This is a genomic window from Streptomyces sp. NPDC030838 (assembly GCF_055572035.1).
This window is the reverse complement of the sequence record NZ_JBVIED010000012.1, coordinates 259,940-285,554: the sequence shown is the minus strand read 5'-3', so window position 1 is coordinate 285,554 and position 25,615 is coordinate 259,940. Positions and strand designations below refer to the sequence as shown.

The following is a 25,615-nucleotide window of genomic DNA, read 5'->3' as shown; positions in this document are numbered from 1 at the left end:
TGTGCGGGCAGGGGTACCGCGCCGGGAACCCGCGGCCGGGCGCGGCCGGGGCCGGTCGTGCGGGTCAGGCCGGCTGCACGAACCGGGTCGGACCGGCTGCCCGGAACGGCGCGTTGCCGAGCGAAGCCGAGAGCTGGGGGGCAGCCGGCGACCGACGACAACGGCGGCAGCTGTGCGGGCCTGGCCCCGCGACGCCGGCGTGACCCGGAAGGCAGGCCCTATCTCCGGTCACCATCGCCACCGCCGCCCGTCTCGCCGCCGCCCCGGACGCCGCCGTGCGAGCGCAGGACTTCCTCGAGCAGACGGGCGGTGGGATCGAGCGGGGCGAGACCGTCCACGGCGGTCAACGGCAGCGCCGCCAGATCCGCCAGATCCGACTCCCAGCCGAGCACACCCGCCGTGGTGAACGGCTCACTGGCGGCGGCTTCGGCAGTGTGCAGTGCGGGCGGCTGGTCCAAGGTGCGTCCCCCTTCTCGCACGGTGGCACGCGATGCCCCGTGTCCAGTTCCATCATGGCCACTCATGCCCGCATCGGAAACCGTACGATCACGCCACCGATCATCCACGACCGCTACGACGGCCATCCCCCGACGCCAACTCCCGGAAGGCTGCGGCGAGTTCCCTTTGCCGCTCCGGATCGTCATCGACGGAGACCATGGCGTCGTACAACTCCCACAGGGCCTCGGGATGGTGTCGGGAGAGGGTGGTGAGGATGCCGGCGGCATCCGTGCGCGCCTTGGGGTGACGGGGCAGTGTCGCGGTGACGCGTGGGCTCAACGCGGCGACCACCGTCTGCCGTTCGGTGGGGTCCGCCATCAGCGGATACGCGAGCAGCGCGGCCACCGCCCGGACCAGCGGTGAGCCGGTCCGCTCCGGCTCCGCCCCTGCTGCGACCTGCACGATCTCCTCACGCTCGGGGCTGCGCAGTCGGATGTGCGGATACTGCAGAGTACGGCCCGCTTCTCTGAGGGCCGCGATGCGTGCCCGTACGGCCGGAAACAGTTCCTCCGGATCCGGCGGAGCGGGCAGCACGGCGGCGCGCTCCGCCAGCAGGCCGAGGAGGACCTCGGAGAACAGCCCGGTGGCCCGCACCGGGTCGTTGGCGGCGGCCCGGCCGCGGCCCGCGGCGCCCAGCAGGATCTGCCGGTGGACGAGGCTGCGCCGGCCCACGGGCAGCGCCTCGGCCGGCAGCGGATCACGGAAGTTGAGGGCCTCCTCGAAGGTCTCGCAGGCGTCCACGATCCACAGCTGCTCGGCGAATCCGGGGACGGCGTCACCGGCGTACCGGGTGAGCGCGGACTCCAGGTCGATGCCCACCTTGTCGGCGGTGGTGGCGTCGGCGCAGAACAGCCGCAGCCCGCCGGAGCGGTCCAGGACGCCGTGCCCGCCCCACCACACCCACAGGATGTCGCCGGGCTCGGCGGGCAGTTCGCGCACCAGGACGCGGCGCAGGGTGGCGTGGTCGGCGGGCTCGTACGGCACGTCGGGGACGTACGCCGGGAGCGGGGCGAGGTGCAGCCGGAGCCGGTCCTCGGGCACCCCGGCGGCGCGCAGCAGCCGGTGGAAGGCCACGGCGTCCCGGGCGGGCCCGGGCAGGTCCCAGCCCTCCCCGGCGTCGTACCGCTCGATCCCGACGATCAGGGCGTGCACCCGGGCCGGCTCGACGGGGCCCGTCACGGCAGCCGCTCCACGATGTGCCGGTACACGTCCGGGTTGGTCCAGTACGCGCTGTGCGCGGCCGGGAACGGCTGACGGCTGTCGACGGCGACGTCGGTGACCCGGCCGGGGAACAGCGCGCCGCCCAGATAGGCGAGGAGGTCGCGCGGGTCGTAGAGATTCAGCCAGTCGGGAACGTGCGGCGGCAGCGGCGCGGGGTGCTCCAGGGACGGCAGCGCACCGGACTCGTACAGGAACGCCCCCTGCGAGCCCGCCGTCACCAGCAGCCGCACGGCGGGCAGCGGCTCCTCGACCAGGGTGTCCAGCGCGATGATGCCGCCGAGGCTGTGCCCGACGAGGACGACGGGCGGCTCCAGGCCCGCCACCAGCGTGCGCAGCTCGGCGCGGACGGCCGCGCCGCGGCTGAGGTAGCGCATGATGTCCCCGGCGGTGGGATGGGCGGCCTCCGTCAGGGCGCGTCTGCGGCGCAGCGCGGCACGGGAGGCGGCCGCGCCCGCCGCCCGCAGCAGCAGGGAGCGCAGCCCCCGTTCCGTGCCCCGGGGTGGTGCGCCCAGTGCCACCGCGAGGCGTTCGGTGACGGCGTCCCGCACGTCACCGACCGGCACCAGTGGCGCGTCGGCGTCGAGGAGGCCGGCGATCAGCCGTGCGGTCAGCGCGCGGGCGGCCAGGACGGCCAGGTCCTCCGGCGGGACGGCGTGGGCGGCGGGGCCGAGCAGCGGGTGGGCGGCCAGTTCACGGACGGCGCGCGGCAGGCCGGGGCCCAACTCGGCGGCGGGTGCGTCCCCTTGGGCGGCGAGGGCGGCCAGCCGCGCCTGGATCAGCTCCTCCGGGGGCTGCCGGCCGGGGGGTGATTCCTCCGCGGTGCGTGCGGCGCCGGCGGCGCGGGACAGCTCGTCGTACGGGTCGGCGTACCGGGCGGCCCAGGCGGCGGCCGTGGCGTCGGCGTCGTCGGGCGCCGGGGCCTCCGCGAGGGCGGGGCCGCGGCCGGCGGCACCGGGGGGCGGCGGCAGGCTGGCGCCGCCGGCGGCGAGCGTGGCGCCGTGCACCGCGCCCCAGTAGTACGGCACGATACGTAATCCGTCGCGCAACGCGGTCAGCCCGGCCGCCACGCGCCCCGCCAGCGCAGAGAAGCCCGGTTCGCGTACGCCCGTGCCATGTATGAAGACGACCGCTGTCATGTGCCCCCCGTGAGCCCGGATCAGGGCTGTGTACGACTTCCGTCGGGACGTCAAATCAGAAGTATTCTAGGGAAGTTGACGCAAGTTCTGCCCCGACGACCGGACAGCGGGGAGACACCGTGAGCCCTGACGCGATGATCGCGCATTTCGTAGGCGCCTCGGCCCTGATCCTGGTGGCCGCCCATGCCGGGGGCTGGCTGGCCCGGCGCCTCAAACAGCCCTACATCGTCGGCCAGTTGGCGGCGGGCATCGCGCTCGGCCCCACCCTGCTCGGCGCGCTGACGCCGGACACGTACGACGCCCTGTTCCCCGACGCGATCCAGCCGGCGCTGACGGGTTTCGCGCAGTTCTCGCTCGTGGTCTTTCTGTTCGCGGTCGGTTACGAGCTGGATCTGAAGGTGCTCGGCGACCGGGCGCGCACGGCGGTGGTCACCGCACTGGCCGCCTTCGTGGTGCCCATGGCGGTGGGCTGCGGCCTCGCGCTGCTGTTCCAGGACTGGCTGCACGGGCTGGGCATGCCCCGGACCCTCACGCCGTCCATGGTGATCTTCGCCGGGGTCGCGCTGTCCATCACGGCGGTTCCGGTGCTGACCGCGATCGTCAGGGAGAACGGGCTGGCGCCGACCGTCCCGGGAGTGGTCGCGGTGTCCGCCGCCGGTCTGCTCGACGTGATCGGCTGGACGGTGCTCGCCGGGGCCCTGCTGAACAGCGGGCACGAGCAGTCGCTCGGCTGGGCCTGGCGGGCACTGCTCGCCGTCGGCTTCATCGCGCTGATGCTGGTGGCGGCGCGGCCGCTGCTGCGACGGCTGCTGTGGCGGACCCGGCTGGAACCCTCGCTGCGGCTGGCGCTGCTCATCGGCTTCGCGCTGGGATCGGCGTGGGTGACGCACACGCTGGGGCTGCATGTGATCTTCGGGGCGCTGCTCGCGGGGGCGGTGGTCCCGCGTGAGAAGGGCGGCACGCTCGATCCGGACCTGGTCCGGCCGCTGCACGACGTCGGTTCGCTGCTGCTGCCGTTCTTCTTCGTGATCTCGGGCCAGTCGGTCACGCTCCAGGGCGTCGACGGCGCGGGCTGGCTCACCCTGCTGGTGGTGACCGTGCTGGCGGTGGTCACCAAGGTCGGCAGCGGCACCGTGGCGGCGCGGCTGAGCGGTCTCGGCCGGCATGACGCGCGCACGGTGGGCGTGCTGCTGAGCGCCCGCGGCCTGACCGAGCTGATCGCCCTGAACGCCGGCCACCAGGCGGGGCTGCTGAGCGCGCCGCTGTACACCGTGCTGGTGTTCATGGCCCTGGCGACCACGCTGCTCACCCAGCCGTTGCTCCACCTGGTCCGCCATCTCGCCGCCCGCGCCCCGGAACCGCAGCCCGACCCGGCATCGGCCGCGGCACAGCCTTCTGCCCCGGCTCCCGAGGCGAGCTGACGCGCCTCGACGGCACCCGGTGCCCCGGTACACGGACCCGCCGCCGCCCACCGCCCTCCGGCGGGCAGGGCGGCGGTCGCACGTCCGGGGCGCGCCTGGGCCGTCCCGCGGCTAGGCCGTGTCCGCAAAGTCCCGTCGTCCGCCCGGAGGGCGGGCCCCACGGCGTCTGGTGCGTGCTCTCGGCGTGCCGGGCGGAAGCCCTCGTACTGGACGTACTTGGGCTTTCGCTCGGTGCGGCGAGAGCACGTGCCAGGCGTCGGGGGGCAGGCGGGACTTTGCGGACACGGCCTAGGGCCTGTCTTCCGGATCAGGCGGCTGCAAGAAGCGGTGCGTCTTGGCCGACCCGAGCGGGGGCGATGGGGGTGCCCCCGCGCGAGCCGAGCGAAGCCGGTTCGAGCGTGGGGGAGCGTGCAGCTGCAAGGCGGAGGAGGGAGTCGACGCGATGGGGGTCCCCCCTGCTCGAGCGAAGCCGAGAGCTTGGGGGAGACCGACGACAACGCGGCAGATGCGCGTGCCAGGCCCCGCGACGCCGGCATGATCCGGAAGACAGGCCCTACAGCGGCATCGGCGCCATGTCGCACTCGATCCGCCGCCGCTGGCGAGCCGCCAGCAGCCAGGGGTGGTTCGCGCGGACGACCCGGGTGAAGCCGTCCACCGCCCTGCGCTGGAGTTCGTCGGCCTCCGCGCCGCGGCCGAGGCCGCGCAGGTCGAGGGCGAGATTGGCGGTGCAGGACAGCGTCAGCGGGTGGTGCTCACCGGCGACCTGCGCGAGCTTCGGCAGATTGGCCTCGTCCAGCTCGTGGGCGCGGTCGAAGTCCAGCTGGGCGTAGGCCGTGTTGGCCTGGCCGATCGCCACGGTCAGCGTGGTCACGTGATCGGCGCCCACCGTCTCGACGAGCCGCTGGGCCGCGTCGTCCTCCAGTTCCTGTGCCGCGTCGAGGGCGCCGAGCGCCCGCAGGGTGGCGGCCAGGTTGGCCTTGGTCAGCAGCGTGTACGCGTGCTGCTCGCCGAGCCGTGCCGCATACCGCCGTGCCGTGGCCTCGCCCAGCTGCCGGGAACTCTCCAGCTCACCGGCGAGCCGCTGGTCGACGGCGTAGTTGACGGCCGTCGACAGCGAGTCGGCGTGGTCGGGGCCGTAGCGGGCGTTGAATCGCCGCAGGGTCTCCGCGGCCAGTTCGGCGGCCTCTTCGATCGCCCCGTCCCGGCGCCGGCACACCGCGAGGTTGCGGGCGATGCGCAGGGTGAGCGGGTGCTCGTCGCCGAACGCCGAACGCGCGCTGCGGTAGACGCCCTCCTGGAAGTCGCGGGCCTCGGGATAGTTGCCGTTCTCCCGCATGTCGATGGAGAGCCCGTTGAGGGTGTTGAGGGTGAAGAAGCTGGCCGGCCCGAGCAGCAGCTCACGCTGCCGGGCGTTCTCCTGGTCCAGCGGCAGCGCCTCCCGGAACTGGCCGCACAGCCGCAGGTCGACGCCCCAGCTGTGGGTGGCCCGCAGGGTAGTGGGGTCGTCGGGCCCGAACAGCGAGCGGGCCAGCTCGGTGGCCTCCTTGCCGAGGTCCCGGGCCTCCGCGAACCGGCCCTGGTACCGACGGGCATCGGCCATCTCGCACAGCGAGTCGATCAGGACCTCGGGGTCGACGTCCGTTCGCCGGGAGGCCTCCAGGGCCTGCTCGGTGATCGGGATGGACTCGGGGATCTGGCCGATCTGCCGCAGCATGAACGCATAGCTCTTCGCCATCCGCAGGACGTGCCCGTCCTCCTCGCCGGAGGCGGCGAGCCAGGCGGTCCAGGCCTGCCGGCCGAGGTCCGCGGCGCCCTCGTGGTCGCCCCAGTAGTAGAGGAACAGGGCGGTGGAGTAGACCAGTTCGCGGACGAACGTGTCGGTGCTGGTCACCGCGCGGGAGGCGAGGATGTGGGGCAGCAGCCGCTGATAGGCGCGCCACTCCAGGGAGGATCCGTAGTCGCCCGGCTTGGCGGCCGACAGCAGCAGGTGCGCCGCGTCCCGCATCCGCTCCCGCTCCGCGGGGGCGAGCTTGGCGAGCAGCACGGTCTGCAGCAGACGGTGCATCTGCAGGGTGTCGGACCGCGGGTCCACCTTGATCAGGGAGAACTGGCTGAGGTCGCGGATGGCACGGTTGAGTTTGATCGACTCGCGCAGCAGCGGGTCGACCTCGGGCGTGATGCTGATGCCGCGGCTGCCGCGCAGCATGGACCGCGGGATCGGCTCGGGCGCCATGCTGGCGCAGATGTCCAGGAGCTGGCGGGCGCCCGGGTTCTTCTCCTCGATCCGCTCCAGCGAGATGTCCCAGGCGGCCGCCACGTTGACCGGGTAGTCCGGGTGGCCGGTGTCCAGCTCCAGGATGTCGGGGCTGCGCTGCTCCAGCATGTCGAGGTACTCGTCGACGAGCATGCCGGTGACGGCGAGCCAGGCGCCGGCCTGCTCCACGGCGAGCGGCAGGTCGCCGAGGGCCCCGGCGAGCCGGTCGGCGTCCTCGTCCGCGAGTCCGGGCAGCCGCCGCTGGAGGAGTTCGATGGACTCCTCGCGTTCGAAGACGTTCACCGGGAGCGGGGTGGCGACCCGCTCCCAGCCGCGGTTGCGGGAGGTGACGATGACCTTGCCGGGCCCGTTGGCCGGGAAGTACCGCCGTACCACCTCGATGTCCTCGGCGTTGTCGAAGACCAGCAGCCAGTTGTCGTACGGCGCTCCGGCGCGCAGCGCTTCCAGGACGGCGGGCACGGCGGTGTTGGCGGTGGGGGCGCCCACGCTGTCCTGGCGCGGTGCGACGCCGAGTTGGGCGGCGAGGCCGGCCAGCGCGGCCAGGATCATGGGTTCGCGTTCGGCGGGGATCCAGCAGATCACCTTGTACTCGTGCTGGTGGGTGTAGATGTACTCCAGCGCCAGCTGCGACTTGCCGACCCCGCCGAGGCCGTGCAGCGCGTGCGGCAGCACGGCCGCGGTGTCCTGGGCGCTCAGCTGCTCCTCCACGGCCCTCAGCAGCGCCTGGCGGCCGACGAACGAGTTGTTCCGCAGGGGAACGTTCACCAGAAGGGCCGGCGTTGCGGTCGTGGTGCTCTGCATGAGCGGCTCAGCCTCCGGGGCTTCGTGTTGGGTCGCTTCGGTCAGCGGGCTCGGCACGGGTTCTCCAGGTGGATCAGGTGGATCGGATGGATCGGGGACGTTCGCCCCTGGATCACTGCCTGTTCCGCCGCCGGATGATCCCCCGTCGCCCTGGTGGTTCACCTCACCGGGTGTAATTCCGGACAAACCGGAGTATGTATCGGCGTCCACCCGTTCGGATGTCTCGGGCCCGGTCCCGGAGAGGCTGGGTTCGATCCGCTTCGCGCGTTCGGAGTACGGCCCCGACAGCGCCCGCATGACGGCCAGTTCGCTGCGCGCCCAGGCGCGCTCCGCCGGGTCGGGCAGGCTCGCGCCCATCGGGTCGCGCAGGGCGGCGCGCAGCGCGACCCCGCGCTCACCGGCCGCGGGCAGCTCGCCCACCAGGCTGACCGTGCGGGCGAGTTGAGTGCGGGTGGTGGTGGCGAGCAGCGCCTCGCGCACCCCTTCGGCGAACTCGGGGCGGCCCTCACCATCGCTGTCCCAGTCGATCAGCCCGCCCATCAGGATCTCGGCGAGATGATCCGGCCCCGTCTCGGGCATGGTGCGCCGCCGCAGCTGCTCCATGAGGTCGAAATCGAGGGGCACGGCGGCCAGTTGGGCGGCGAGTCGGCGCGCGGCGGGGGTGGCGAGGGTGAAGAACCGGCGGACGGCGGCCCGGGCGGCGCGCGGGAGGCGCGGGGCACGCAGTCCGGGCGCGGGCGCGCCCTTGGTCAAGGTGCCGGCCAGCACGACGGGCAGCGCGCGGCGCACTCCGCGATCGCCGGTGACGAGGTCGGCCCAGGCGGCGAGGGAGCCGGGCTTCAGGGACAGTACGGGCACCGGCACGGAGTCGTCGCCCCCGTCGGGCAGCGGACGCAGCGGGTCGGGTCCCTCGGCCGGCGCCCAGTGTCCGAGGCCGTCGTTGGGGGCGCCGAAGCCGCCCGCGTCCAGGACCGCCTGGTAGGGGTAGAGGGAGGTGCGGTGGCGCAGGTGGGGCGGCAGCAGGTGCACCAGGGCGGTGGGCCCGGCGTGGGCGAGGCGGCTCAGCAGGGCGTCGGCGGCGGAGGTGGCCCAGCCGTGGGCGAGTCCGTCGGTGACGACGAGGAAGATGCGGCCGCCGCGGCCGTCGAGGAGTTCGGCGGGGTCGGTGGCGGCCTGGCCGGTGCCCCAGCGCAGGGTGGCGGTACCGGTGCGCGGCACGTGCACCCGGACGGCGCGCACGCCCCGGAAGGCGCCGCTGTGCTCGGCGGCCTCGGTGAGGCGGGCGGTGGTGCCCTCCCAGATCCGCATGGTGGGGGCGTCGTCGACGAGCAGCACCAGGTCGAAGGCGGTGGTCCGGGCGGGGCGCAGGAAGGGTATCCACAAGCCGTCGACGACCCCCTGCTCGGCGGTGGTCTCCTCGTCCAGCTCCAGGGTGTCGCGGGAGGGCACGCGGCGGGCCAGCCGGTGCAGGGCGCGGGCGAGCAGCGCGGTGGGCCGGCCGGGAGAGGGCGGCGCGGGCTCGGTCTCGGGCAGCAGGGGGCGCCCGACGTGCAGGGTGAACGGCCCCTCGGGGTCGGGGACGGGTAACCGGCGTGCGGGACCCGACGGCAGCGGTCCGCCCGTGGCGGTGGCCGGCTCGCGGGGCGGCCTCCCGCCGGGCTCCCGGACGAGGTGTACGTCCGCCTCGGCGCCGGGGGCCGACGGCTCGGCGGGCGGTTCGGCGTCGTCGGCCGGGGGTGTCCGAGGGCGCGCGGCGTCCTCGGCGAAGGGCCCTTCGGGGCGTGGTCCGTCGGCGGCGTCCTCGCGGCCGGGGCCGGCCGGGCCGCCGTGCCGGTCCCAGTAGGCGGCGAGCCAGACGGCGTCGGCGACCTCCTGCCAGCGCGGCAGGAACTCCGTTTCGGCGTACGGCTGTGCGCGGTCGGGCGAGTCGCGCAGCGAGGCCTCGTCCTCGCGCGCGTACTCGTCGGACTCGGGGAACGCCGAAGGAGGCGACGAGCCCGAGGCCAGGCCACCGTCGCCGAGTCCGGATGCGCGCTCCCTGGGAAAGCCGTTCATTCAGCGGCCCTTCGCGAGGTCGCGGAGGAGCATTTCCACGAGCTTACGCCCGTGACCGTCGCTCTGGAAACCACCCACCGTAGTCATCTGGACAGCGTTCAGTAGCTGGTCCAGGGAGTGGGTGCCGCCCGCCTGGACCCGCTGGACGAACAGGTCCACCAGATCCTCGGCGCCCCGTGGACGCGTCCCGAGGTGCCCTTCCACCATGGCCAGAAGTTGCTCCCGGCTGGGCACGCGCATCTCCAGGGGCAGACAGCGCCTGCGGAAGGCGGCCGGGAACTCCCGCTCCCCGTTGCTGGTGATCACCACGACCGGGAACTCCCGGCACTCGACCCGCCCGTCGCGCACCACGGCGTGGCCGCCGGGGTCGTCGGTGTGGACGCGGGCGACCTCCGCGGCGTCGCGCACCAGTTCCGGGACGTCATAGCTACCGTTCTCCAGGACGTGCAGCAGGTCGTTCGGCAGGTCGATGTCGCTCTTGTCGAGTTCGTCGACGAGGAGCACACGGGGACGATCGTAGGGCAGAAGCGCGGTGCCGAGAGGCCCCAGGGTGATGAAGTCTCCCAACACAGGGGGGAGTTGAGCATCGCTGTGCTCGGACTCCGGTTCGGCCGCCTCGCGCAGTCCGGCCTGCCAGGCGGCGATGGCCTGGGCGCGGCCCATCGCGTCGTGGACGTAGAGGCCGTCGCGCAGGGTGGTGCGGCTGACCACGTTCCACTCCAGGACCCGGCCGAGCCCCAGCTCACGGGCGATCACATAGGCGAGTGTGGACTTGCCGACGCCGGGCGGGCCGGTGATCAGCAGCGGGCGGCGCAGCAGCAGGGCGGCGTTGACGGTGTCGATCTCGTCCTGGCCGAGCTGCGGGGTGATCTCGCCGGGGCCGAGCCGGCGCTCGGCGGCCTCCGGGTCGTCCGGCGGCGCGGGCTGGAGCGGGCCGCCGCGGAACCGGCGCCAGGGTGGAGGCTCGGGCAGGGCCGGGGGCACCTCGGGCGCCCGGCCGGTGGCGTGGAAGACGCGCCAGCCGCCTGGTTCCGTGTGCTCCTGCACGGTCATCCCGGTGCCTCCTAGCTGGCGAGGTCGTCGTGATCGAGGGGGTGGATGTCGACGGGACGCGTCGGATCGTCCCAGAAAAAGGCGATATGTCTACCCAGAAGATGCGGCTGGCTGTGGAGTTCGGCCTTCTGGCGCAGGCGGTGTATGGCCATCGGTATCTGCGCCGATGTCGGTACGGAGGCGAAGACGGCCGTGACCACTTCCCTGCGCTCCTCCATGAACACCCCCCTGCGATCCCAGACCGCGAGCCCTATGCCCTCCGCGATGGCCGCCTTCAGCGCCTCCCGGGCGAAATCGTCCGCCGGTGCGTCCAGCACCACCGCGGTATGTCTCGATTCCCCGGCGAGGGACATCTGCCACGCGTCGAGCCGCTGTGCGTCCGGTCCGCTCCAGCCGTGCACGGTGACGCCGTGCTGGCGCAGGGCGCGCCAGCGCTCCCGCCACTGGTGCCGGACCAGGACGTCGTCGGTACGCATCCGCTCCAGACTGCGCAGGTGGACCCCGTACTTCAGGCCGAGCGGCAGTGGACGCCCGTCGCCGGAGCGCACCGGCAGTCCCGCGACATCATGGTTGAGCAGGTCGTACGGAAGGACGAACTCGATGTACGGCGGCGGCTGATCGCGTCCGCCCGGCTCGGGGCCGCGCTGTGCCGCCCAGAGCCGGGCGCCCTGCTGGAGGGCTCTCTCCACGGCCGGTCCGAGGCCGTCCAGGGTGGTGACGGCCGGTTCCCCGGGCTGGGGGTCCCAGTGACCCGCGACGGTGTTGAGCCAGGTGCGGACGACGACCTGGTCCGAGCCGTCCCGGGTGGGCTCGACCGCGATGATCAGGCAGCGGGGGACATCGGGGTCGCTCGTCACGGCGGCCCGGTCGGCACGGCGCCTGCGGACCGCCTCGGTGAGTCCGGCGCGGTGGGCCCAGCCGTCGACCCAGGCGGTGAGGGCGGCGCGGTGGGCGGCGGGGGCGAGCCGGGCGGCGTGGTCGATCAGAAGCACGGCGGGCGGCAGTCCGTCGAGCTGGGTGCTCCACTCGACGACGTGGGTGAAGAGCTGTTCGGGGGTGAGGTTGTCGGGCAGCTGGAGGCCGTTGAGTTCCTCGACGAGGCCATCGCGCAGGCGGGTCGCGGACACCTCGCCCCGGACCTCGGTCAGTAACGCGCGGGCGGTGGCCTCGTCGTGGCCGGAGAGCGGGCCCGGCACGACGGGGGCGGGCGGGGCGGCCGGCTCGATCAGCCGGTGGAGATCGTCGGCCGCGGCGGGCCCCTCGAAAATTCTCACCACGGTGACCAGCACGCGCTCACCGTTCGGCACGTTCAGCGCCGCACGGACCAGCGTCACCACGTCCTCGCGGAGTTTGACGCCGCGGATGTCGACCGGCCGGTTCAGATGCTCGCCGAGGACCAACGCGAACTGCATCCGCTCCTGTGGGTCCGCCATGCAGCCCAGTTCGCAGAACGCGTCGGTCAGCCGTAAGAGGAGTTCCAGGCCCCGGGCGCGCGCGGCCTCGTCGTCCGGCTCACCCGCCGTACCGAAACCCGCGCCTGTCGTCACCGACCTTCCCCCTGAGCCGGTATGCCTGCCTGACCGACCAGCGAAGTTAGCACGGCATCAGCGGTTAAGACAGAGACGAGTGGGACCAGGACCAGGGGAACAGCGGGTCCGGCCGAGATCGCCCCCTTACGAGGACGACCTGGCCGGAAACCGTCGCTGCCACGCTCAGAGCCGGGGGTCCACCGGCTCCGACTCCAGTGCGAGCACCCCGAACACCGCTTCGTGCACCCGCCACAGCGGCTCGCCCTCCGCCAGCCGGTCCAGGGCCTCCAGACCGAGGGCGTACTCGCGGATCGCCAGCGACCGCTTGTGGTTCAGGAACCGCTGCCGGAGCCGGGCGAGGTTGTCCGGGCGGGTGTACTCGGGACCGTAGATGATGCGGAGATACTCCCTTCCGCGGCACTTGATACCGGGCTGCGCCAGACGCCCCTGTTCGTCCCGGACCAGCGCGCCGAGCGGCTTGACGACCATGCCCTCGCCGCCGCGTCCGGTCATCTCCAGCCACCAGTCGACGCCGGACTGGACCGACTCCGGGTCACCGGTGTCGACGTAGAGCCGCCGGGTGGTCTGGAGCAGTCCGGTGCCGTCGTGCTCGACGAGGCGGTCGAGCAGGGCCAGCTGCTCGTCGTGCGGCAGCCCGGCGAGGCTGCGGCCCTGCGCGGCGAGGATCTGGAACGGGGCGAGGCGCACGCCGTCCAGGCCGTCGGTGGTCCAGCAGTAGCGGCGGTACGCCGCGGTGAACGCGGCCGCGTCGGCGGCCCGTTCGCGCTGCCGGTCCAGCAGGTCGCCGACGTCGACCCCGCGGGCCGCGGCGCCCTCCAGCGCGGTCAGCACGCCCGGGAACACCGCCCCGGAGGCGGCGCCGACCGCGGCGTACTGGCTGCGGAGCAGTCCGGACGCCTTCAGCGACCACGGCATCAGCTCCGCGTCGAGCAGCAGCCAGTCGGTGTCCAGCTCCGACCACAGCCCGGCGGCGCCGATCGCCTCACGCAGCCGGTCGAGGATGGCCTCGGTGACCGTGTCGTCGGAGAAGAACGGCCGCCCGGTGCGGGTGTAGAGCGACCCGGTCGGACCGTCCACCCCGAACTGCTTGCGCGCGGCCTCGGCGTCCCTGCACACCAGCGCCACCGCCCGCGAGCCCATGTGCTTCTCCTCGCACACGACCCGGGCGACGCCGTCGCGGGCGTACTGCGCGAACGCCTCCGCCGGGTGCTCCAAGTAGCCGTCGACCTGGCTGGTCGCCGTCGGGGCCATGGTCGGCGGGAGGTAGGGCAGCAGCCGCGGGTCGACCGCGAAGCGGCTCATGACCTCCAGGGCGGCGGCCCCGTTCTCCTCGCGCACCGAGATGCGGCCCGCGTGCCGGGTCTCCACGATCCGCCGGCCGTGCACGTCCGCCAGGTCCAGCGGCCGCCCGTCGTGCCCGCCGGGGGCCTCGCTTCTGAGCGGCTTCGCCGGCTCGTACCAGACCCGCTCCGCCGGTACGTCGACCAGCTGCCGCTCCGGCCAGCGCAGCGCGGTGAGCTTGCCGCCGAAGACGGCGCCGGTGTCCAGGCAGATGGTGTTGTTCAGCCAGGTGGCCTCCGGCACCGGGGTGTGGCCGTAGACGACGGCCGCCCGGCCCCGGTAGTCCTCCGCCCACGGGTAGCGCACCGGCAGCCCGAACTCGTCGGTCTCCCCGGTGGTCTCGCCGTACAGGGCGTGCGAGCGGACCCGGCCGGAGGTGCGGCCGTGGTACTTCTCGGGCAGACCGGCGTGGCAGACCACCAGGCGGCCGCCGTCGAGGACGTAGTGGCTGACGAGTCCGTCGATGAACTCGCGCACCTCCTGCCTGAACTCCTCGCTCTCGCCCTCCATCTGCGCGATGGTCTCGGCGAGGCCGTGCGTGTGCTGGACGTTGCGGCCCTTGAGGTGGCGGCCGTACTTGTTCTCGTGGTTGCCGGGCACGCACAGCGCGTTGCCGGACTTCACCATCGACATCACCCGGCGCAGCACGCCCGGGCTGTCCGGGCCGCGGTCGACCAGGTCGCCGACGAAGACGGCGGTACGGCCCTCCGGGTGCACGCCGTCGACGTAGCCCAGCTTGCCCAGCAGCGACTCCAGTTCGGCGGAGCAGCCGTGGATGTCGCCGATGATGTCGAACGGGCCGGTGAGGTGGGTGAGGTCGTTGAACCGCTTCTCGGTGACGACGGTGGCGTGCTCGGCCTCCTCGACGCCCCGCAGGACGTGCACCTTGCGGAAGCCCTCACGCTCCAAGTGGCGTACGGACCGCCTGAGTTCGCGGATGTGGCGCTGGATGACCCGGCGGGGCATGTCGGCGCGGTCGGTGCGGGCCGCGTTGCGCTCGGCGCACACCTCCTCGGGCATGTCGAGCACGATGGCTATCGGCAGCACGTCGTGCTGCTTGGCCAGGTCGATCAGCTGCCGCCGGGACTCCTTCTGCACGCTGGTGGCGTCCACGACCGTACGGCGGCCGGCGGCGAGCCGCTTGCCCGCGATGTAGTGCAGGACGTCGAAGGCGTCCTTCGTCGCGCTCTGGTCGTTCTCGTCGTCGGAGACCAGGCCGCGGCAGAAGTCGGAGGAGATCACCTCGGTGGGCTTGAAGTGCTTGCGGGCGAAGGTGGACTTGCCGGAGCCGGAGGCGCCGACGAGCACGACGAGGGAGAGGTCGGTGACCGGCAGCGTGCGCGCCTTCACGGGGGACTCGGGGGACTCGGGGGTCTCGGTGGTGTCGGTGCTCATGCGGCCTTCGCCTCCTTCTCGTTCTTCTCGTTCTTCTCGTGCTTGTCGCGGTTCTCGGGCTTCTCGTTCTCGGTGTTCTTCAGGGTGAAGACGGCCATCTGGGTGGGCGGGCCGACCTCGGGGTCGTCGGGGCCGACGGGGCGGAACTCCACGTCGTAGCCGTGCCGGGCGGCCACCTGCGCCGCCCAGGTGCGGAACTCCTCGCGGGTCCACTCGAAGCGGTGGTCGCCGTGCCGGACGTGGCCGGCCGGGAGGGACTCCCAGCGGACGTTGTACTCGACGTTCGGGGTGGTCACGAGGACCGTGCGGGGGCGGGCCGCGCCGAACACCGCGTACTCCAGGGCGGGCAGCCGGGGCAGGTCCAGATGCTCGATCACCTCGCTCAGCACGGCGGCGTCGTAGCCCTTGAGCCGGCTGTCGGTGTAGGCGAGCGAGCCCTGGAAGAGCGTCACGCGCGAGGCCTGCCGCTCCCCCATGCGGTCCAGCCTCAGCCGCCGGGAGGCGATGGTGAGCGCGCGCATCGACACGTCGACGCCGACGATCTCCGTGAACCGCGGGTCCTTCAGCAGCGCCTGCACCAACTGGCCCTCGCCGCAGCCCAGGTCCAGGACGCGGGCGGCGGCGGACTCGGTGAGCGCCGCGACGATCGCGTCCCGCCGCTGCACGGCGAGCGGGGTGGGCTTCTCCTCGGCCTCGGTCTCCTCGGCGACGGCGTTGTCGATGGTCTCGACCTCGCTGTCGTCCGTCTCGGCCAGCCGCACCAGTTCCAGGCGCTCCATCGCCTGCCGGGTCAGCGACCAGCGGCGGGCCAGATAGCGGCTGGTGATCAGCTTCTGCTCCGGGTGCTCGGGCAGCCAGCCCTCACCGGCCCGCAGCAGCTTGTCGACCTCGTCGGGCGCCACCCAGTAGTGCTTGGCGTCGTCCAGGACCGGGAGCAGGACGTACAGATGGCGCAGGGCCTCGGCGACCGTGCGGGTCTGCGACTCCAGGGTCAGCCGTACGTAGCGGGAGTCGCCCCACTCCGGGAACGCGGTGTCCAGGGCGACGGGTTCGGCGGTGACCGTCCAGCCCAGCGGCTCGAACAGGCGCCGTACCAGCTCGGGGCCGCCGCGGGCGGGCAGCGCGGGCACCTCGACGCGCAGCGGCCGGGCCTGCTCCGGCAGTTCCGGCCGGGCGTGGCAGACGCCCCTCATCGCGCTCGAGAAGACGGCGCTGAGGGCTACCGCGAGCAGCGAGGAGGCGGCGTACGGGCGGTCGTTGACGTACTGCGCGAGCGCCGCGTCGGGGGCGCCGCCGCGGCCCTTGCCCTTGCCGCGCCGGACCAGTGCCACCGCGTCCACCTCGAGCAGCAGCGCCGCCGTGCACCGCTGCTCGTCCGCCTCGGGGTAGAGGACGTGCGCGGTGCCGTAGGAGGTGGAGAACGCCTGCGCCTTCTCGGGATGCTTGTGCAGCAGGAAGCCGAGGTCGGTCGCCGGGCGTTCGGGGGTGCCGGTGGTACTGATCGTCAGGAACATGCGAAGGGCCTCTCCGGCCGGTGGACAGGATGCGGTGATGGGATGCCGTGCGCGCGAAAGCCCCCGGGAAGGGTGATCCCGGGGGCCCGGCAGGACGACGGTCATACTGTCGCACATGCGGCGCGACCGGCGCCTTTGGTTATTCCGCCGGTTGTTCCGCGGCGCTACGACAGCTGCGACTGCACCTGCGCGGAGATCAGCTCCAGGTGGTCGAGGTCGGCGAGGTCGAGGATCTGGAGGTAGATCCGGCTCGACCCGGTCTCGGCGTAGCGGCCGATCTTGTCGACCACCTCGGCCGGGGAGCCGGCCAGCCCGTTGAGCTTCAGCTCGTCGACCTCGCGGCCGATGGCGGCGGCGCGGCGGGCGACCTCGGCGTCGTCCTTGCCGACGCAGACCACGAGGGCGTTGGAGTAGACGAGGTCGTCGCCCTTGCGGCCGATCTCCTCGGCGGCGGCCCGCACGCGGCCGAACTGGCGCGCGGTGTCCTCGACGGAGGCGAAGGGGATGTTGAACTCGTCGGCGTACCGGGCGGCGAGGCGGGGGGTGCGGGTGGCGCCGTGGCCGCCGATGAGGACGGGGACCTTCGGCTGGGCGGGCTTGGGCAGGGCGGGCGAGTCGGTCAGCTCGTAGTACGTCCCGTGAAAGTCGAAGGTCTTGCCGACCTCCGTCTCCCACAGGCCGGTGACGATCGCCAGCTGCTCCTCCAGGCGGCCGAACTTCTCCCTCGGGAAGGGAATGCCGTACGCCGTGTGCTCCTCCTCGAACCAGCCCGCGCCCAGTCCCAGCTCCACCCGGCCGCCGGACATCTGGTCGACCTGCGCGACCTGGATGGCGAGCACGCCGGGCAGCCGGAAGGTGGCGGCGGTCATCAGCGTGCCCAGACGGATCCGCTTGGTCTCGCGGGCGAGGCCGGCGAGGGTGATCCAGGCGTCCGTGGGGCCGGGGAGCCCATCGACGGAGCCCATCTTCAGATAGTGGTCGGAACGGAAGAACGCGTCGAACCCGAGATCCTCGGTGGCCTTCGCCACGGTGAGCAGGGTGTCGTACGTGGCGCCCTGCTGGGGTTCGGTGAAGATTCGAAGATCCATGGCTCCATCCTGCCTCGTGGGGCGGTGGGCGGGGTGGTGCGGGGTCCGGCGGGGCGCCCCCTGGGCCCTGCCGTGCGCCCGTCGTCCCCGGGCGGGTGAAAAACGTCAACCCCGGGGCGGGGGCGTGCCCGGGCCAGTGACCCGGTCTGGCGGTGATCGTTGGCTCGGGCGGAGTCGGACCGCCCGGCTCCCGCACCGGCGTGTCGCCGCCGGGCGCCACCCGTACCGGCTCCTCGTGGGGCCACGGGCCGAGGAGGCCGTCATGTCCGAAGAAACCGTGCCGCAGCAGGGCGGGTCCGCCCAGCCGAAGGGGCTGCTGCAGCAGATGGAGGAGCTGATGGCGGCCCTGAACGCGGACCTCTCCGCCCTGGACGCAGACCTCCAGGCCGCGGGCCGGGAGCCCGCGGGGGCGATCGAGGAGCGGGGCGGCAAGGGCACGGAGCCGCCTGTGGCGTGAGAGGGGGTATCCCGGTGTGAGAGGGGGATTCCTTTCACTCCGGCGCGGGGGCTCCGGTAAGGGGCGCGGGGCTGTGACATGTGCGGCTCCGCCGCGTGGGCGCGACCAGCCACATACAGCCCGCACCCGCGAGACGGCGTCGCACACAACGGCGAACAGGCGTCACAGCACCCCGGTGGAACCGAAGTTCGCGGGAGGGGGGACTCAGCCCGCCTCCCGCTGAGGTATCGCCTGCTCCCGATCCGCCAGCCTGCGCAGCAACTCGCGGACCCGGTCCCGCGACTCGTCCGCCGCGTCGATGGCTTCCATGCACTGCCAGTACGTCGCCTCGTCGGGCGCCGCGCAGGCGATGCCGACGAGGGCGATGCCGACCTCGCCGAGCAGCCCGCCGAGGTAGATCAACGCCTGGCGGGCGTCGCCCAGTTCGGTGAGCTGGGCCGCGCGCAGTTCGCCGGGGGCGAGGTCCGGTGCGTCCAGCACTCCGCAGCCGCGGCCCGCCAGTTCCGTCAACCCCAGGGCCTCGCCGCGCAGTTCCGGCGGGCCGAAGACGGCGAGGCGGCTGCCGATCGCCTGCGCCAGCGCCTGGGCCTGCCACACCTCCGTCATGATCTGCGGCACTTCGCCGCTCGCCGCAAGGGCACGCCTGCTCGTCACGATGAGCCGCACCGCGTCCATGCGCTGCCCCCGTCCGTCCCGACGCGCCCTCGACGCGTCCGCCCGACCTCCAGTGGTTCACTACCCAGAGTGAGGGCCCTTGAGACGAAAAGCCAGAGGAAGACGGAAATCTGTGGACAACAATTCGGATTCGGCAGGGGATTTGACTCCGGAGAGTGATAACGGACTGCCTTACTCCGGCGCCGGGAACCTCCGCTCGTTGCGGTCGATCTTCGCGGCCAGCGCGGCCAGCGGGTCGATGCCGAGCACCTCGCAGAGCTGGAGCAGATAGGCGAGGACGTCGGCGACCTCGTCCCTGACCCGGTGCGCGGTGTCCGGATCGGCCATCACCCGCGCCGACTCCTCCGGCGTCAGCCACTGGAAGATCTCGACCAGTTCGGAGGCCTCCACGCTGAGCGCGGCCACCAGGTTCTTGGGAGTGTGGTACGGCTGCCAGTGGCGGGCCGCGGCGAACTCGGCGAGCCGGCGTTGCAGGCTCGCCAAGTCCAGCGGTTCACGAGGGGATTCCTGGGGCTCTCGCGGTTCTCGGGAGGTCACGGCTTCAGGTGTACCACCGTCACTCCGCGCTCCCCCGCCGCCCAGGACGCGTCGCTCACCGCGCCGAGACAGCGGATGTGCCCGTCCTCCGCCGACCGCACCGCCAGCCGCAGCAGCGCCAGCCGCTGGGCCACGTCCACCTGCCGGTCGAAGCCGTCGGCGAGCACGGTCAGCGCCTGGAGCGCGGCGGGCACCTCGCCGGGCGGGTCGACCTCCAGCACACCGGGTCCGGTGAGCAGGACCAGCGCCAGGGCGATGTACCGCAGTTCGCCGTCGCCCAGCCGGGCGACGTCGGTGCGGAAGCCGTCGCCCCGGTCGAGCAGGGCGCGCACGGTGCCGTGGCCGGTCGGTTCGGCCAACACGTCCGCGACCGGCCCGGCACAGCCGGCGGCCACCGCCGCCACGAACCGGGCGTGCCGCCGCCCGCACTCCGCGCGGGTCCGCCACAGCACGTCGGCGAGGTTGTCGCAGCCGCCGAACAGCCGTCCGGAGCCGGTGGGCACGGGAGCGCGCATCCGGTCGGGCAGCGGGTCGCAGGCGAAGACGGACCGCAGGGCGACCACCATCTGCTCGGCGGCGGCGAGCACATGGCGCTGCCCGTCGGTCTTGCCCGCGACGCGCAGCGGCAGCAGCGCGGTGCCGAGCCGGTCGTCGGGCAGCGGCGCGCGGGTGACCGGCGCCGAGCCGGCGGTGTGCCAGGCGGCCTGGACGGTGCGCCGGGCCGGGTCGCGCAGGGCGGTCTCCAGCAGCACGACCCCGCGCGCGGTGAGCCGCTCCCCCACGATCCGCAGCTCCGGCTCGGCCTGCACGGCGACGTCCAGCCGGACCGGCCCCTCGGGCCCGTCGGCCGTGCAGCCGATCCGGAAGCCGCGCCGCTGCTGCGCGTCGGGCCGCGCCCGCTCGGGCACACAGGCCCCCGGATCCCGGAACGCCTCCCGCAGCCGCCCGCCCGATCCGAGCCGGGCCAGCGCCTCGTACGCCCGCAGAGCACTGGTCTTCCCGGTCCCGCTGGGCCCGGCGAACAGGGTCACGGGGCCCAGCGGAAACGCGGCCCGGCGGTGCCCCGCGAAGGCCGAGAGCCGCAGCTCGGTGAGGTGGGGGCGGGGTGGGCGGGGCGGGTCGCCGCCGGGTCGTTCCCGTGCGGGCGGGGTACGGGTGCCGGGCATGGGCGCCGTGGAGGAGACAGCCATATCCGGACCGTAGGACCCCGTCGCCGGGCGAACCGTTCCGCTTGTGCGCCCTTCCTACGATCGGGCGACCTGACCGGCGCGGTGCTCAGACGCCGGGCAGTCCCGCGCCCTCCATCAGCCCCTGGACCTCGGTGCCCGGCGGGGTGAGCAGGAAGACGTTGCGGTCGACGCGGTGCATGCCGCTGGCCAGGCCGAAGACGACGCCCGTGCTGAAGTCGAGGACGCGCTTGGCGACCTCGGTCTCCGCGCCGGTGAGGTCGAGGAGGACGGGGATCCCCGCCATCAGGGTCTCGGCGACCTCGCGGGCGTCCGCGAAGACGTTGACCCGCAGCACCACGAACCGGCGGCGGCGCTCCGTCTCCGCCTCGGGAAGCGTGCGGTGGTTCACCGCGGACGGCCAGGCGTCGCGGCCCCGGAGCGGCACGACCTGGGCGAGCCCTTCCCATTGTTCATCGGTGACGTCGTGATGGTGACTGTTCACCGGCTCCCCCCGATCTGACTCGCATTTATCGCCTGCACCAGCCAATTCTTACGCCAAGTCACCCGTTCGGCCCAACAGCGACACGGTGTGCGACAGGGCGTGGCGGCCGTCGTACGACAGCCCCGCACACGTACGCGCGGGGCGGACCCGGCGTGTCGCCCGGTCCGCCCCGCTCGGTGCCCGCGGGTGTGCTCCGCCTCACCCATGACCCGCGGTACCGGCTCTCACCCCCGTCCTTCGGCGACCGAGCGGATGAGGCCGAGGACCTCGGGGATGTGCTCGGTGAGGTAGAAGTGGCCGCCCGTGAAGGTGTGCTGGGCGAAGGCGGCGGTGGTGTGGGCGGCCCAGGCGGCGGCCTCCTCCGCGGTGACCTGGGGGTCGGCGTCCCCGGTGAGGACGGTGACGGGGGTCCGCAGCGGCGGGCGCCGCGGGTGGCGGTAGGTCTCGATCGCCTCGTAGTCGCTGCGGATGGCCGGGAGGATCATCGCGCGCAGTTCGGGGTCCTCGAGGAACGACCGCTCCACGCCGCCCAGCAGCCGGAGTTCGTCGACCACGCCCTCGTCGGGGCGGAGATGGACGGACTCGTTCCGGTAGCGCGAGGGGGCGCGCCGCGCGGAGGCGATCAGCGCGCGGGGCGCGGTGCCCGCCGCCTCCAGGCGGGCGGTGACCTCGTAGCCGAGCAGGGCGCCCATGCTGTGCCCGAACAGGACGAGCGGGCGGTCGGTCCAGGGGGCCAGGGCCTCCGTGACCAGGTCGGCCAGCCGGTCGAGCCGGGTGATGCCGGGTTCGTGCCGGCGGTCCTGGCGGCCGGGGTACTGGATCGCCAGGACGTCGACGTCGGGGGCCAGCGCCCGGGCGACCGGGTGGTAGAACGCGGCCGAGCCGCCGGCGTGCGGCAGGCAGACCAGGCGTACCGGTGCCTCGGGGGCGGGCTGGACGCGACGGACCCAGGCGTCGGGGTCCGCCGGGGGGCCGCCCGCGAACGGGCGGCCCTCGGTGAGCACGGTGCCGGTCATCGGACGCCGGCCGGCGTTTTCGCCATCAGCGCACGGGCCGCGAGCCGGTAGCCGTCGGCGCCGAGTCCGGCGATGAGTCCGGTGGCGATCGGGGCGATCACGGATTCGTGCCGGAAGGATTCCCGTGCCCAGATATTGGAAATGTGGACCTCGATCCACGGACGCGGGTAATTCGCCAGCGCATCGCGCAGACTCCAGCCCGCGATCATCAGGGCCCCGGGATTCACAATGGCCCCAACCGTGTCATAGCTTTCCTGAATCGCTCGTACCAGCTCTCCTTCCACGTCGTGCTGTACCTGCTTGACTTTCCAGCCCCGTTCCGCGACCTCCTCGGCGATCGAATCGGCGATGTCGGCCAGGGTCTCGGTGCCGTAGATCTCGGGCTCGCGGTTCCCCAGGATGCCCAGGTTCGGCCCGTTCAGCAGTAGCAGTTCGCTCATCTCGCCTCCAAGGTGACTCCACCAATGAAAAGGCTATTGCACACCTCGGGCGCACTTAATTGAGGCGGCTTCAGAAGTCCCATTCCCAGGGTGTATTAGGGGTCCCAGTAGGGGGATGACTGGCACTGCTTTCAGGCCTTACATTCGCTTTCGACAGCGGGTACGGACCCCAGCAGGATCCAGCCGCATCCAGCCGGATCACCACAAGGAGCGGAATACAAAATGACCCAGGATTCCCGGCCCAAGCCGAACTTCCCCGTGTGGCCCCAGTACGGGGACGAGGAACGCGTCGGCCTCATCCGCGCCCTGGAGCAGGGCCAGTGGTGGCGCATGGGCGGCAGCGAGGTCGACACCTTCGAGGAGGAGTTCGGCGCCTATCACGGCACCCCGCACGCCCTCGCCGTCACCAACGGCACGCACGCTCTGGAGCTGGCCCTCCAGGTGCTGGGCGTCGGCCCGGGCACCGAGGTCATCGTGCCCGCGTTCACCTTCATCTCCTCCTCGCAGGCCGCCCAGCGGCTCGGCGCGGTGGCCGTCCCGGTGGACATCGACCCGGGCACCTTCAACATCGACCCGACCGCCGCCGCGAACGCCATCACCCCGCGCACCGCCGCGATCATGCCCGTCCACATGGCCGGCCAGATCTGCGACATGGACGCGCTGGGCAAGCTGTCCGCGGACAGCGGCGTGCCGCTGATCCAGGACGCCGCGCACGGCCACGGCGCCGAGTGGGACGGGAAGAAGGTCGGCGAGCTGGGCGCGGTCGCCGCGTTCAGCTTCCAGAACGGCAAGCTGATGACGGCCGGCGAGGGCGGTCTGGTCACCTTCGAGGACGCCGAGCAGCGCGAGACCGCGTTCCTGCGGCACAGCTGCGGCCGCCCCAGCACGGACCGGCTGTACTACCACAAGACCTCCGGCTCCAACTTCCGGATGAACGAGTTCTCGGCGAGCGTGCTGCGTGCCCAGCTGGCCCGGCTCGGCGGGCAGATCGACACCCGCGAGCGCAACTGGCCGGTGCTGTCGCGGCTGCTGAGCGAGATCGACGGGGTGCAGCCGCAGGTCATCGACGAGCGCGTCACCCGCAACCCGCACTACATGGCGATGTTCCGGATGCCCGGCATGAGCGCCGAGCGCCGCAACCAGCTGGTCGACGCCCTGATCGAGCGCGGGCTGCCGGCCTTCGCCGCCTTCCGCGCGATCTACCGCTCCGACGGCTTCTGGGAGTACGCCGCCCCGGAGGAGTCGCTGGAGTCGATCGCGGCCCGCTGCCCCCACACCGAGGCGGTGTACGCCGACACGATCTGGCTGCACCACCGGACCCTGCTCGCCGAGGAGGAGCAGATGCACGTGATCGCGGACATCGTCGCCGACACCCTGGCCACGCTGTGACGCCCCCCGTCCGAGTGGCCGTGGTGGGGCTCGGCTGGGCGGGCCGGGAGATCTGGCTGTCCCGGCTGGCCCAGCACCCCCGGTACCGGGTGACCGCCGTGGTGGACCCCGCCCCGACGGCCCAGGAGGCCGCGGCGGCGGCCGGTCCCGACGTGCGGGTGCTCGCCGACGTCGGCGAACTGACCGCGCGGATCGCGGACCTCGCCGTCGTCGCCGTACCCAACCATCTGCACACCCCCGTCGCCGCGGGGCTGCTGCGCCGGGGCGTGAACGTCTTCCTGGAGAAGCCGGTCTGTCTCAGCTCGGCCGAGGCGGAGGACCTGGCGGCGGCGGAGCGCGAGGGCGGTGCGGTGCTGCTGGCGGGCAGCGCGGCCCGGCACCGCGCGGACGTGGCGGCGCTGGCCGCCGCGGTGGACCGCGAGGTGGGCGAGGTGCGGCACATCGAGGTCGCCTGGGTCCGGGCCAAGGGCGTCCCGGACACCGGCGGCTGGTTCACCCGCAGCAGCCTGGCCGGCGGCGGGGCCCTGGTCGACCTCGGCTGGCATCTGCTGGACACGGTCGGCTCGCTGCTCGGCCCGGTCGGCTACGAGCAGGCCCTCGGCACCGTCTCCGGCGACTTCATCAACGCCGCCTCGCACGGCACCTCCTGGCGCCGGCGCGACGAGCCGGCCACGGCGGGCGGCGGCGACGTCGAGGACACCGCGCGCGGCTTCCTCGTCACCTCGGGCGGCGTCTCGGTGGCGCTGCGCGCGAGCTGGGCCTCGCACGAGGCGCTGGACACCACCACCATCCGGGTCGAGGGCAGCGCGGGCGCGGTGTCACTGCGGTGCACCTTCGGCTTCAGCCCCAACCGGGCGGGCGGCTCCGAGCTGCTGCTGACCCGGGCGGGCACGACCGAGCCGGTGCGGTTCCCCGAGGAGCCCGTCGGCGCGGAGTACGACCGTCAGCTCGACGGACTGCCGGACCTGCTCGCCGATCCCGCGCAGCGGGGACGGGCCGTCGCCGACGCGGCGCGCACCATCGCCGTCATCGAACGCCTCTACGGCTCCGCCCGCCGGGCCCGGTCCGCTCTCGCGCGGCCGGCCGCCGCGGCGGTCTGACACCGCAACACGAGCTGCATGCGCACACCTTCGTCAGGGAGATCCCCGTGAACACTGGTACCGCCTTGTCCTCCGGAACCGTCACCGGCACATCCACCGGCCCGTTCCAGCAGCCCAAGAGCGTGGTCGTCTTCGATCTCGACGGTGTGATCGTCGACAGTTTCCCCGTGATGCGGGAGGCGTTCACCATCGCCTACGCGGAAGTCGTCGGGGACGGGCAGGCGCCGTTCGACGAGTACGAGCGCCATCTGGGCCGATATTTCCCGGACATCATGAAGATCATGGGGCTGCCGCTGGAGATGGAGCAGCCGTTCGTCCGGGAGAGCTACCGGCTCGCCGACCGGGTGCCGCTGTTCGACGGCGTCACCGGGATGCTCGACGAGCTGCGGCGGCGCGGCTTCCGTACCGCGATCGCCACCGGCAAGGCCGGCGACCGGGCCCGGCACCTGCTGGACAAGCTCGGCGTCATCCACTACTTCGACCATGTCATCGGCTCCGACGAGGTGGCCCGCGCCAAGCCGGCGCCCGACATCGTGGTGCACGCGCTGGACCTGCTCGGCGCGCGGGCCGAGGACGCGCTGATGGTCGGCGACGCGGTCACCGACATCCAGGCGGCGCGCGGCGCGGGGGTCGACGCGGTGGCGGCACTGTGGGGCGAGTGCGACACGGTGGAGCTGCTGGGCGCGGCCCCGGACGCGACCCTGTTCCGCCCCTCGGACCTGCTGGCCCTGTGCCCGGCGGTGGCGGAGGTGGTCGGCTGATCCCATCAACTGTCGAGCGCACTTCGCGGCGGGCTTCGGCGCCCGGACGGTGGCTCCCCCACACCGGCCGGGCGCCCTCGCGCGCCCGCGCGCCCCTCGGTTTCACGCCACGCCGCACGGCCCCCACCACCCCCTTCGACCCTTCGTTCATGGGCTTTTGTGTTCGAGTGGATGGGCGATTCCCGGCCGATGGCACACCCCTGCGGATAGTGGAGCGCGCC

Annotated in this window: 20 protein-coding genes; 5 read left to right on the top strand and 15 right to left on the bottom strand. The window is 73.1% G+C overall.

Annotation, left to right across the window (positions count from 1 at the left end):
• Positions 1 to 218 precede the first annotated feature (218 nt).
• From ACZ42A_RS28180 to ACZ42A_RS28170, 3 genes are all read right to left on the bottom strand, one after another.
• The gene (locus tag ACZ42A_RS28180) at positions 219 to 458 is read right to left on the bottom strand and encodes a hypothetical protein (protein WP_468530074.1); all 240 of its coding nucleotides are present in this window, start codon (positions 456 to 458) and stop codon (positions 219 to 221) included.
• Between the two features lie 100 nt (positions 459 to 558).
• The gene (locus ACZ42A_RS28175; RefSeq protein ID WP_468530073.1) at positions 559 to 1,677 is read right to left on the bottom strand and encodes an effector-associated domain 2-containing protein; all 1,119 of its coding nucleotides are present in this window, start codon (positions 1,675 to 1,677) and stop codon (positions 559 to 561) included.
• Complete coding sequence (locus ACZ42A_RS28170) at positions 1,674 to 2,855, bottom strand: alpha/beta fold hydrolase (RefSeq protein WP_468530072.1); 1,182 nt, start codon at positions 2,853 to 2,855, stop codon at positions 1,674 to 1,676. Before ACZ42A_RS28170 ends, ACZ42A_RS28175 begins: the two co-directional genes overlap by 4 nt.
• A 119-nt stretch (positions 2,856 to 2,974) precedes the next feature.
• Between ACZ42A_RS28170 and ACZ42A_RS28165 the strand changes: the two genes are divergently transcribed.
• Positions 2,975 to 4,276: a cation:proton antiporter gene (locus ACZ42A_RS28165; protein ID WP_468530071.1), complete on the top strand. Its 1,302-nt coding sequence runs from the start codon at positions 2,975 to 2,977 to the stop codon at positions 4,274 to 4,276.
• A gap of 553 nt (positions 4,277 to 4,829) precedes the next feature.
• Here ACZ42A_RS28165 and fxsT read toward each other — a convergent pair.
• From fxsT to ACZ42A_RS28135, 6 genes are all read right to left on the bottom strand, one after another.
• On the bottom strand, positions 4,830 to 9,407 hold the full coding sequence (gene fxsT, locus ACZ42A_RS28160; RefSeq protein WP_468530070.1) for an FxSxx-COOH system tetratricopeptide repeat protein: 4,578 nt from the start codon (positions 9,405 to 9,407) through the stop codon (positions 4,830 to 4,832).
• On the bottom strand, positions 9,408 to 10,460 hold the full coding sequence (locus tag ACZ42A_RS28155; protein ID WP_468530069.1) for an AAA family ATPase: 1,053 nt from the start codon (positions 10,458 to 10,460) through the stop codon (positions 9,408 to 9,410).
• An 11-nt stretch (positions 10,461 to 10,471) separates the two neighbouring features.
• The gene (locus ACZ42A_RS28150; protein ID WP_468530068.1) at positions 10,472 to 12,007 is read right to left on the bottom strand and encodes a VMAP-C domain-containing protein; all 1,536 of its coding nucleotides are present in this window, start codon (positions 12,005 to 12,007) and stop codon (positions 10,472 to 10,474) included.
• 165 nt (positions 12,008 to 12,172) lie between these two features.
• Positions 12,173 to 14,746: a polynucleotide kinase-phosphatase gene (locus ACZ42A_RS28145; RefSeq protein ID WP_468530067.1), complete on the bottom strand. Its 2,574-nt coding sequence runs from the start codon at positions 14,744 to 14,746 to the stop codon at positions 12,173 to 12,175.
• Positions 14,743 to 16,260 (bottom strand): 3' terminal RNA ribose 2'-O-methyltransferase Hen1, encoded by a 1,518-nt coding sequence (locus tag ACZ42A_RS28140; protein WP_468530066.1) that lies wholly within the window; start codon positions 16,258 to 16,260, stop codon positions 14,743 to 14,745. Before ACZ42A_RS28140 ends, ACZ42A_RS28145 begins: the two co-directional genes overlap by 4 nt.
• Positions 16,261 to 16,424: 164 nt before the next feature.
• Complete coding sequence (locus ACZ42A_RS28135) at positions 16,425 to 17,348, bottom strand: LLM class F420-dependent oxidoreductase (RefSeq protein ID WP_468530065.1); 924 nt, start codon at positions 17,346 to 17,348, stop codon at positions 16,425 to 16,427.
• Between the two features lie 262 nt (positions 17,349 to 17,610).
• Here ACZ42A_RS28135 and ACZ42A_RS28130 point away from each other — a divergent pair, with 262 nt between their 5' ends.
• Positions 17,611 to 17,805, top strand: coding sequence for a hypothetical protein (locus tag ACZ42A_RS28130; RefSeq protein ID WP_468530064.1), 195 nt, complete (start codon positions 17,611 to 17,613; stop codon positions 17,803 to 17,805).
• Positions 17,806 to 18,009: 204 nt separating this feature from the next.
• Here the strand turns inward: ACZ42A_RS28130 and ACZ42A_RS28125 are convergent, their stop codons facing one another.
• The 6 genes from ACZ42A_RS28125 to ACZ42A_RS28100 form a co-directional block, all read right to left on the bottom strand.
• On the bottom strand, positions 18,010 to 18,480 hold the full coding sequence (locus tag ACZ42A_RS28125) for a DUF6099 family protein (RefSeq protein WP_468530063.1): 471 nt from the start codon (positions 18,478 to 18,480) through the stop codon (positions 18,010 to 18,012).
• 171 nt (positions 18,481 to 18,651) lie between these two features.
• Positions 18,652 to 19,017, bottom strand: a complete 366-nt coding sequence (locus ACZ42A_RS28120) for a nucleotide pyrophosphohydrolase (protein ID WP_468530062.1) — start codon at positions 19,015 to 19,017, stop codon at positions 18,652 to 18,654.
• Positions 19,014 to 20,183, bottom strand: coding sequence for an AAA family ATPase (locus tag ACZ42A_RS28115; protein WP_468530108.1), 1,170 nt, complete (start codon positions 20,181 to 20,183; stop codon positions 19,014 to 19,016). The genes ACZ42A_RS28120 and ACZ42A_RS28115 overlap by 4 nt, the downstream gene beginning before the upstream one ends.
• Before the next feature lie 109 nt (positions 20,184 to 20,292).
• Positions 20,293 to 20,688: a cell division protein SepF gene (locus ACZ42A_RS28110; protein ID WP_468530061.1), complete on the bottom strand. Its 396-nt coding sequence runs from the start codon at positions 20,686 to 20,688 to the stop codon at positions 20,293 to 20,295.
• Between the two features lie 224 nt (positions 20,689 to 20,912).
• Positions 20,913 to 21,704 (bottom strand): thioesterase II family protein, encoded by a 792-nt coding sequence (locus tag ACZ42A_RS28105; protein ID WP_468530060.1) that lies wholly within the window; start codon positions 21,702 to 21,704, stop codon positions 20,913 to 20,915.
• Complete coding sequence (locus tag ACZ42A_RS28100) at positions 21,701 to 22,144, bottom strand: type II 3-dehydroquinate dehydratase (protein ID WP_468530059.1); 444 nt, start codon at positions 22,142 to 22,144, stop codon at positions 21,701 to 21,703. The genes ACZ42A_RS28105 and ACZ42A_RS28100 overlap by 4 nt, the downstream gene beginning before the upstream one ends.
• Before the next feature lie 222 nt (positions 22,145 to 22,366).
• Between ACZ42A_RS28100 and ACZ42A_RS28095 the strand changes: the two genes are divergently transcribed.
• From ACZ42A_RS28095 to ACZ42A_RS28085, 3 genes are read left to right on the top strand one after another with little or no spacing between them, the layout of a single operon-like run.
• Entirely contained in the window at positions 22,367 to 23,533 is a 1,167-nt protein-coding gene (locus ACZ42A_RS28095; protein WP_468530058.1) for a DegT/DnrJ/EryC1/StrS family aminotransferase, read from the top strand.
• The gene (locus ACZ42A_RS28090) at positions 23,530 to 24,633 is read left to right on the top strand and encodes a Gfo/Idh/MocA family protein (RefSeq protein WP_468530057.1); all 1,104 of its coding nucleotides are present in this window, start codon (positions 23,530 to 23,532) and stop codon (positions 24,631 to 24,633) included. The genes ACZ42A_RS28095 and ACZ42A_RS28090 overlap by 4 nt, the downstream gene beginning before the upstream one ends.
• 47 nt (positions 24,634 to 24,680) lie before the next feature.
• Complete coding sequence (locus tag ACZ42A_RS28085) at positions 24,681 to 25,394, top strand: HAD-IA family hydrolase (protein WP_468530056.1); 714 nt, start codon at positions 24,681 to 24,683, stop codon at positions 25,392 to 25,394.
• Positions 25,395 to 25,615: the final 221 nt, after the last annotated feature.

Bases quoted from the DNA above. Each gene is read 5' to 3' on its own strand.
- ACZ42A_RS28170 (WP_468530072.1), bottom strand. From the start codon at position 2,855: ATGACAGCGGTCGTCTTCATACATGGCACGGGCGTACGCGAACCGGGC.
- fxsT (WP_468530070.1), bottom strand. From the start codon at position 9,407: ATGAACGGCTTTCCCAGGGAGCGCGCATCCGGACTCGGCGACGGTGGC.
- ACZ42A_RS28155 (WP_468530069.1), bottom strand. From the start codon at position 10,460: ATGACCGTGCAGGAGCACACGGAACCAGGCGGCTGGCGCGTCTTCCAC.
- ACZ42A_RS28145 (WP_468530067.1), bottom strand. From the start codon at position 14,746: ATGAGCACCGACACCACCGAGACCCCCGAGTCCCCCGAGTCCCCCGTG.
- ACZ42A_RS28140 (WP_468530066.1), bottom strand. From the start codon at position 16,260: ATGTTCCTGACGATCAGTACCACCGGCACCCCCGAACGCCCGGCGACC.
- ACZ42A_RS28135 (WP_468530065.1), bottom strand. From the start codon at position 17,348: ATGGATCTTCGAATCTTCACCGAACCCCAGCAGGGCGCCACGTACGAC.
- ACZ42A_RS28130 (WP_468530064.1), top strand. From the start codon at position 17,611: ATGTCCGAAGAAACCGTGCCGCAGCAGGGCGGGTCCGCCCAGCCGAAG.
- ACZ42A_RS28125 (WP_468530063.1), bottom strand. From the start codon at position 18,480: ATGGACGCGGTGCGGCTCATCGTGACGAGCAGGCGTGCCCTTGCGGCG.
- ACZ42A_RS28115 (WP_468530108.1), bottom strand. From the start codon at position 20,183: ATGCCCGGCACCCGTACCCCGCCCGCACGGGAACGACCCGGCGGCGAC.
- ACZ42A_RS28105 (WP_468530060.1), bottom strand. From the start codon at position 21,704: ATGACCGGCACCGTGCTCACCGAGGGCCGCCCGTTCGCGGGCGGCCCC.
- ACZ42A_RS28100 (WP_468530059.1), bottom strand. From the start codon at position 22,144: ATGAGCGAACTGCTACTGCTGAACGGGCCGAACCTGGGCATCCTGGGG.
- ACZ42A_RS28095 (WP_468530058.1), top strand. From the start codon at position 22,367: ATGACCCAGGATTCCCGGCCCAAGCCGAACTTCCCCGTGTGGCCCCAG.